Consider the following 6,696-nt stretch of genomic DNA (forward strand, 5'->3'; position numbering starts at 1 on the left):
CTCGTTATCGGCTGGGGCGCGCTGGCCCTGCGCCGCTGGGCGGCGGACACACGGGTGGAAACCGTCTTCGCTCTGCTGACGCCGTTCGCGGCCTTCTGGGTGCTGAAGAGACCGTCGCACGCCCAGGACGTCGAGGCCCGCGGCGAGTTGCCTGCCGATGCGATGCCGGGCGAAGCGGCGACCGGCTGGCTGGCGCACCGGCTGCGGCTGGGCGTGACGGAAGGCGTGGCGGAGCTGGGCACGGGCGAGACGCTGTGGCTGGAGGCGAACGCGCGCGAGCTGCACGGGGTCAGCTTCACCAAGGGCTGCTATGTCGGCCAGGAGAACACCGCGCGCATGCATCACCGCGCCAAGGTGTCGCGCCGCCTCGTCGTCGCACCTTTACACGACCAACCCGGCGGCACCGCCGCAACCTTCCGGGACCTAAACCTCATGGTCGAACGCCGCCGCGTCGACGCGCTCGGCGACGCCCTGATCCCCCCCTGGCTCGCCGCCGCGCTCTGACACACGCTGTTACAATCCTGACGCGAGCCTGACCGCGCGGTTCCCGGCGCGTTCAGCCGGGCAGGCCTAGACCCTTCTTCATGCCCTGCACCCCGCCGGGCGAACAGAGGAGTCCCCCATGCGCAAGCTCATCATCGCCGCGCTCGCCGCCAGCGTGCTGGCGCCCGTCGCCGCCGGCGCGCAGACCTACCGCGACGACCGCCGCGAGGTCCGCGACGACCGCCGTGACATTCGCGAGGACCGCCGCGACCTGCGCCAGGACCGGCAGGAAGCGCGCGGCGACTGGCGCGACTATCGCCGCGACCATGGCGACGAGTTCCGCCGCGGCGGCTATGCGGGCCCGCGCGGCTATCGCTATCGTCCGGTCGGCGTCGGCTACCGCTTCGCGCCGGAATATTACGGCCGCGATCATTGGGTGAACGACTGGCAGCGCTACCGGCTCGCCCGCCCCGGCTATGGGCAGCAATGGGTGCGCTACGGCAACGACGTGGTGCTGATCGACCTGCGCTCGGGCCGCGTCGCGACCGTCTTCAACTCGTTCTTCTACTGAGCTGAACGAGGGTCGCCCTCACCCTTTTCGCTCGACTGCGCCGAGCTGTTCCCTCTCCCGATGGGAGAGGGAGAGAGGCGCGCAGCGCCGGAAGGGTGAGGGTGACTGTCCCTACCGCCCCACCGCGACATAGGTGAAGCCCGCGCCCTCCACCGCGTCGCGGCGATAGACGTTGCGCAGGTCGACCAGCACCGGCGCCGCCATCACCCGTTTCAGCCGCGCGAAGTCCAGCGCGCGGAACGCGTCCCACTCCGTCACGATCACCACCGCGTCCGCCCCGTCGGCCGCCTGATAGGCATCGTCGCAATAGGCGAGGTCCGACATCAGCGCGCGCGCCGCGCCCATCCCCTCCGGATCGTGCGCGCGCACCTGCACGCCGGCGTCGAGCAGCGCCTGCGCGATCGCCAGCGCCGGCGCGTCGCGCATGTCGTCGGTGTTCGGCTTGAAGGTGAGGCCGAGCAGCGCCGCCGTCTTGCCCCGCGCCTCGCCGCCGCCGTTCGCCTGGCCCAGCGCCGCCAGCACCTTCCTGCCCATCTTGCGCTTGCGCGCCTCGTTCACCTTGACCACCGCGTCGACGATCCGGATCGGGCTGTCGGCGTCCTCCGCCGTCTTGAGCAGCGCCAGCGTGTCTTTGGGGAAGCATGAGCCGCCATAGCCGGGGCCGGCATGGAGGAACTTGCGCCCGATCCGGTTGTCAAGCCCGATGCCCCGGCTGACGTCGCGCACGTCCGCGCCCACCGCCTCGCACAGGTCGGCGATCTCGTTGATGAACGTGATCTTGGTCGCCAGGAACGCGTTGGCGGCGTATTTGATCAGCTCGCTGGTCCGCCGCCCGGTGAACAGGATCGGGCTCTCGTTGAGGTATAGCGGTCGGTACACGTCCTCCATGACGCGGCGCGCGCGCGCGTCGTCCGTGCCGATGACGATGCGGTCGGGCCGCTTGAAGTCGCTGATCGCCGCGCCCTCGCGCAGGAACTCCGGATTGGAGACCACCGCCACCTCGATCGCCGCGCGTTGCTCGCGCAGGATGCGCTCCACCTGGTCGCCGGTCCCCACCGGCACGGTCGACTTGGTGACGACCACCGTCGGCCCGGTCACCGCGCGCGCGATCTCCTCCGCCGCGGCGAAGACATAGGACAGGTCCGCATGGCCGTCGCCGCGCCGCGACGGGGTGCCGACCGCGATGAACACCGCGTCCGCCCCCGCCACCGCGGAACCCAGATCGGTGGTGAACGACAGCCGGCCGGCGGCGACGTTGACCGCGACGAGCTGGGCCAGCCCCGGCTCGTAGATCGGCATCCGGCCGGCGTGGAGCGCCGCGATCTTGCCCTCGTCCTTGTCGACGCAGGTCACCTGATGCCCGAAATCCGAAAAACAGGCGCCGGAGACGAGCCCGACATAGCCCGAACCGATCATGGTGATGCGCATCAATGGTCCCGTGTGTTCCTGAAGCAGCGCTGTAGCGCGCGCCGAAGCGATTGCCAGCTTGACGCGGATTGTTGCCGAGCCGCCACCGGCTCGTCTAACTGGCGAGGCCCATGGCGCTCCTCGACCGGTTCCTCGCGCGCGCGGTGAAGCGCGGCACGCTCACCGTGATCCACCCCGATGGCGACCGGCGTCGCTTCGGCGCGCCCGATCCCGATCTGCCCGACGTCGCGATCCGCTTCACCGACTGGGCGGCGGAGCGCGCGATCCTGCTCGATCCGGGGCTGGGCGCGGGCGAGATGTTCATGGCCGGGCGCCTGCTGATCGAGGCCGGCGACGTGTGGAGCCTCGCCCGGCTGCTCAAGGCCAACAACCGGTGGGAGAGCGGGCGCCGGGAGCTGAAGGCCTCCCGGCTCCGGCGCGCCGTCAACACGGTGCGCCTGCGGCTCGACCGGCTCAACATGGAGCGCCGCGCGCGCCGCAACGTCGCGCATCATTACGACCTCGACGACCGGCTCTATGCGCTCTTCCTCGACACCGACCGGCAATATAGCTGCGCCTATTTCACCGATCCGGCCAGTCCGCTGGACCAGGCCCAGCAGGACAAGCTCGCCCATATCGCCGCCAAGCTCGCGATCCGGCCGGGGATGCGCGTGCTCGACATCGGCTGCGGCTGGGGCGGAATGGCGCTGTACCTGCACCAGCGGCTCGGCGCCGACGTGCTGGGCGTCACCCTGTCGGCCGAGCAGCTCAAGGTCGCCCGCGCGCGCGCCGAGGCGGCGGGCGTCGCCGACCGGGTCCGCTTCGAGCTGATCGACTATCGCCGCGTGACAGCGGAGGCGTTCGGGGGGCAGTTCGACCGCATCGTCTCGGTCGGCATGTTCGAGCATGTCGGCCCGGCGCACTATCGCGCCTTCATGACCAAGTGCCGCGACCTGCTCGCCCCCGACGGCGTGATGCTGCTCCACACGATCGGCCGGCTGGGCGGGCCGGGCGTGACGGACGCCTGGACCGCCAAGTGGATCTTCCCCGGCGGCTACAACCCCGCATTGTCGGAGATCATCCGCGCGCAGGAGGGGCTCAAGCTGTTCCTCACCGACGTGGAGGTGCTGCGGCTCCACTATGCCTGGACGATCCGCCACTGGTACGATCGCGTGCAAGCGCATCGCGACGAGATCGTCGCGCTGTACGACGAGCGGTTCTTCCGCATGTGGACCTTCTACCTGGCGGGCGCGGCGATGGCGTTCGAACTGGGCGGGCTGGTCAACTACCAGCTCCAGTTCGCCCGAAGCCGCGACGCGCTGCCGGTGACGCGCGACTACATGATCGAGGGCGAGCGCGCCTTGCGCGGGGACCCGCCCACCGCCTAAGCGCCGCGCCCATGGCCAGCAAACCCACTCGCGTCGTCCTCGCCTATTCCGGCGGCCTCGACACCAGCGTCATCCTCAAATGGCTCCAGACCGAGCGTGGCTGCGAGGTCGTCACCTTCACCGCCGATCTGGGCCAGGGCGAGGAGCTGGAGCCCGCGCGGCGCAAGGCGCAGACGGCGGGGGTCAGGCCCGAGCACATCTTCATCGACGATTTGAAGGAAGAGTTCGTCCGCGACTACGTCTTCCCGATGATGCGCGCGAACGCGCTGTACGAGGGGCTGTACCTGCTCGGCACCTCCATCGCCCGCCCGCTGATCGCCAAGCGCCAGATCGAGATCGCGCGGATGGTGGACGCGGACGCGGTGGCGCATGGCGCGACGGGCAAGGGCAACGATCAGGTCCGCTTCGAGCTCGGCTATTACGCGCTCGCCCCCGACATCAAGGTCATCGCGCCATGGCGCGAATGGGACCTGACCAGCCGCACCCGCCTGATCGAATGGGCCGAGGCGCATCAGGTCGAGGTGCCGCACAACAAGCGCGGCGAGGCGCCCTTCTCGACCGACGCGAACCTGCTCCACACCTCGTCGGAGGGGCTGGTGCTGGAGGATCCTTGGGCAGAGGTGCCCGATTACGTGTTCAGCCGCACCGTCAGCCCCGAGGAGGCGCCCGACACGCCCGAGGTGATCGAGGTGAGCTTCGAGCGCGGCGACGCGGTGGCGGTCAACGGCGAGGGCCTGTCGCCCGCAGCACTACTGACCTCGCTCAACGACCATGGCCGCCGCCACGGTATCGGCCGGCTCGACCTGGTCGAGAACCGCTTCGTCGGCATGAAGTCGCGCGGGATGTACGAGACGCCCGGCGGCACCATCCTCCACACGGCGCACCGCGCGATCGAGCAGCTGACGCTCGACCGGGGCGCGGCCCACCTCAAGGACGAGTTCGGCCCGCGCTATGCCGAGCTGGTCTATAACGGCTTCTGGTTCTCGCCCGAGCGCGAGATGCTCCAGGCGGCGATCGACCAGTCGCAGGCGAAGGTGGACGGCACCGTCCGCCTCAAGCTCTACAAGGGCGGCGCCCACGTCATCGGCCGCAAGTCGCCCCACTCGCTCTATTCGGAGAAGGTCGTCACCTTCGAGGACGACCAGGGCGCCTATGACCAGCGCGACGCGGAAGGTTTCATCAAGCTTAACGCGCTGCGACTGCGGCTACTGGGGCGGCGGGATCGGTGATGAGACAGCTACGGATCCTGACTATTTACTCGGCGCTTTTTTCTGGGCTTTGCTCAAAAGTCACGAGTGCGCAAGCGCCGCCAATACCTCTTTTGGAAACAGCCGGTTATTGTCTCGTCACGAGAACGACAAACGGAAATGACGAAGCGATGATCGTGAGCGAAGCAGCTCGCAAACTTAATTTTCTTGTTTCTCATCGTGACCTTCCGATGGATAACAATCAGGTTCAACGAGCCTACGAACTATATGGGTCCGGGGTATCCGTTATTGTCATAAGTATACCACTCGATGATCCTGATCCTTTGCCAAACGATTTTCCAAAGACATTCTTCTCCAAAAACAGATTCGACGTCAGGGTCGTTAAGAGTAAAATATCGCAGTCTATCTCCTTTGCTAGTGTACTGAAAATCTTGAGAGACGCGGCTCACTCTCATGGAGCGTTGTTCAAGAAGAGCGGCGCTGCCGGCTGTTAAGCTGACGATCTAAACGTATGCGCTGAGTCATCTGCGTTCATTTTGATCCTTGAACCCCTGCGCGATCACGTACCATTCGCTCGATCCCTTGCGACTCGCCGGCGGCTTGGCGTGCTTCACGCTCGCGAACATCCGTTTCAGCTCCGCCACCAGCCCGTGATCCGCCCCACCCGCCAGCACCTTCGCCACGAACGCGCCGCCGGGGCGCAGCACCTCGCCCGCGAACTGCGCGGCCGCCTCGACCAGCGCCATGGTGCGCAGGTGGTCGGTCTGGGGGTGGCCGACCGTGTTGGCGGCCATGTCGGACAGGACGAGGTCCGCCGCCCCGCCCAGCGCCTCGATCAACCGCGCGGGCGCCGCGTCGGACAGGAAGTCCATCTCCAGGATCGTCACCCCGTCGATCGGATCAACCGGCAGCAGGTCGATGCCGACCACCGCCGCGCCGGGCACCAGCTTGCGCACCACCTGGCTCCACCCGCCCGGCGCGATGCCTAGGTCGATCACGCGGCGCGCGCCCTTGAGCAGCGCGAACCGCTCGTCCAGCTCCAGCAGCTTGTACGCCGCGCGGCTGCGATACCCCTCCGCCTTGGCGCGCCGCACATACGGGTCGTTGAGCTGCCGCTCCAGCCAGCGCGACGACGACGCGGTGCGCTTGCGCGCGGTCTTGACGTATTGGTGGCCGGGCGGCTTCAAGGCTCACCCTCACCCTTTTCGCTCGCTGCGCGAGCTGTTTCCCTCTCCCATTGGGAGAGGGAGGGAGGCGCGCAGCGCCGGAAGGGTGAGGGTGACCAGATCACAGCCGCCCCGCCCCCATCAGCCGCTTGAGGATGCCCTCGCGGATGCCGCGATCGGCGATGCCCAGCCGCGCCGCCGGCCACAGGTCCATGATCACCTCCAGGATCGCGCAGCCCGCCACCACCAGGTCGGCGCGCTCGGCGCCGATGCAGCTCAGCCGCGCGCGCTCCGCCACCGCCATCCCCGCCAGCTCGCCGCAGATACGCCGCATCGCGTCCGCCGGCACGATCAGCCCGTCGATCACCGACCGGTCATAGGCGGGCAGCCCCAGATGGACCGAGCCCAGCGTCGTCACCGTCCCCGACGTGCCGAGCAGCCGGGGCGCCGCGACGCCCGCCGGCAGCCGCGCC

The 6,696-nt window shown here is 68.5% G+C and carries 7 protein-coding genes; 4 read left to right on the top strand and 3 right to left on the bottom strand.

The window, feature by feature from the left end; genetic code table 11:
- The coding region (ygfZ, locus tag HUU95_RS05225) for a CAF17-like 4Fe-4S cluster assembly/insertion protein YgfZ (protein WP_174279147.1) at positions 1-504 on the top strand (504 nt) is incomplete at its 5' end.
- Between the two features lie 118 nt (positions 505-622).
- Complete coding sequence (locus HUU95_RS05230) at positions 623-1,054, top strand: RcnB family protein (RefSeq protein WP_174279148.1); 432 nt, start codon at positions 623-625, stop codon at positions 1,052-1,054.
- Between the two features lie 111 nt (positions 1,055-1,165).
- Here HUU95_RS05230 and HUU95_RS05235 read toward each other — a convergent pair whose 3' ends face one another.
- Positions 1,166-2,482: a UDP-glucose dehydrogenase family protein gene (locus HUU95_RS05235; RefSeq protein WP_174279149.1), complete on the bottom strand. Its 1,317-nt coding sequence runs from the start codon at positions 2,480-2,482 to the stop codon at positions 1,166-1,168.
- Positions 2,483-2,592: 110 nt separating this feature from the next.
- Between HUU95_RS05235 and HUU95_RS05240 the strand changes: the two genes are divergently transcribed.
- Together HUU95_RS05240 and HUU95_RS05245 are read left to right on the top strand one after the other, a co-directional pair.
- Positions 2,593-3,849 (top strand): SAM-dependent methyltransferase, encoded by a 1,257-nt coding sequence (locus tag HUU95_RS05240; RefSeq protein WP_174279150.1) that lies wholly within the window; start codon positions 2,593-2,595, stop codon positions 3,847-3,849.
- 11 nt (positions 3,850-3,860) lie between these two features.
- Complete coding sequence (locus HUU95_RS05245; RefSeq protein WP_174279151.1) at positions 3,861-5,078, top strand: argininosuccinate synthase; 1,218 nt, start codon at positions 3,861-3,863, stop codon at positions 5,076-5,078.
- Positions 5,079-5,578: 500 nt separating this feature from the next.
- Here the strand turns inward: HUU95_RS05245 and HUU95_RS05250 are convergent, their stop codons facing one another.
- Positions 5,579-6,244 (bottom strand): RlmE family RNA methyltransferase, encoded by a 666-nt coding sequence (locus HUU95_RS05250; protein ID WP_174279152.1) that lies wholly within the window; start codon positions 6,242-6,244, stop codon positions 5,579-5,581.
- Between the two features lie 100 nt (positions 6,245-6,344).
- Positions 6,345-6,696, bottom strand: a 352-nt coding sequence (locus HUU95_RS05255) for a Ppx/GppA phosphatase family protein (protein WP_438827199.1), incomplete at its 5' end; no start/stop codon positions are given.

This window comes from Sphingomonas bacterium (genome assembly GCF_903643065.1).
Taxonomy (GTDB): domain Bacteria; phylum Pseudomonadota; class Alphaproteobacteria; order Sphingomonadales; family Sphingomonadaceae; genus Sphingomonas.

Excerpts from the sequence above, each read along its gene's own strand:
- HUU95_RS05230 (WP_174279148.1), top strand. The coding sequence starts at position 623 with ATGCGCAAGCTCATCATCGCCGCGCTCGCCGCCAGCGTGCTGGCGCCC.
- HUU95_RS05235 (WP_174279149.1), bottom strand. The coding sequence starts at position 2,482 with ATGCGCATCACCATGATCGGTTCGGGCTATGTCGGGCTCGTCTCCGGC.
- HUU95_RS05240 (WP_174279150.1), top strand. The coding sequence starts at position 2,593 with ATGGCGCTCCTCGACCGGTTCCTCGCGCGCGCGGTGAAGCGCGGCACG.
- HUU95_RS05245 (WP_174279151.1), top strand. The coding sequence starts at position 3,861 with ATGGCCAGCAAACCCACTCGCGTCGTCCTCGCCTATTCCGGCGGCCTC.